This is a genomic window from Halocola ammonii (assembly GCF_049334165.1).
Taxonomy (GTDB): Bacteria; Bacteroidota; Bacteroidia; order Flavobacteriales_D; family Sanyastnellaceae; genus JBEGHD01.
The window spans coordinates 1-599 of record NZ_JBEGHD010000042.1 but is presented as its reverse complement, the minus strand read 5'-3'; the positions used below and the strand labels follow the sequence as shown (position 1 = coordinate 599).

General features: G+C 45.4%; 1 pseudogene. It reads right to left on the bottom strand.

What is annotated here, in order from left to right:
* Nucleotides 1-599 (bottom strand): annotated as a pseudogene (locus ABHV44_RS16165) (hypothetical protein); the annotation flags it as partial.

Sequence of the window (599 nt, the reverse complement as noted above, 5' to 3'; positions counted from 1 at the left end):
TCGAATACTGGAGCAGTTGTGTCTTCCACATTGATTGTCCATGTCGCTGATGTGCTGTTCTCACAGTTATCAGTGATAGTCCATGTACGCTCAATGGTGTACTGACCTGCGCACTCACCTTCAGTGATTACTTCACCGTTGTATTCAAGTGTTACATCTGTACAGTTGTCTGTGTAGTCTACTTCCAGCCCTTCGTTAGATGGTACCTGGTCGCATTCTACTGTTACATCTTCTGGGAAGAGCGTAAATTCTGGAGCTTCTTCATCAGTGAGAAGAATGCTCTGCTGGAATTCTGAAGTGTTTCCGCACTCATCAGTCACAACGTAGTCACGGATGATGTGTCCAACGCATCCTCCAGATACATTTGTGTCTTCGTAAGTGATACTTACATCACCACAGTTATCTGTAGCAGTGATGAAGATTCCTTCTTCAACATCGTCACATGGCATAGTAAGTTCGAACTCACCCTCTACTACTGGAGCAGTAGTGTCCACAATCGTAATCACCTGAGTTGCTGTTGAAGCGTTTCCGCATTCATCAGTAGCAGTGAACGTGCGAGTAATCACACTTTCCTGTGGGCACTCACCAGCAACAGATTC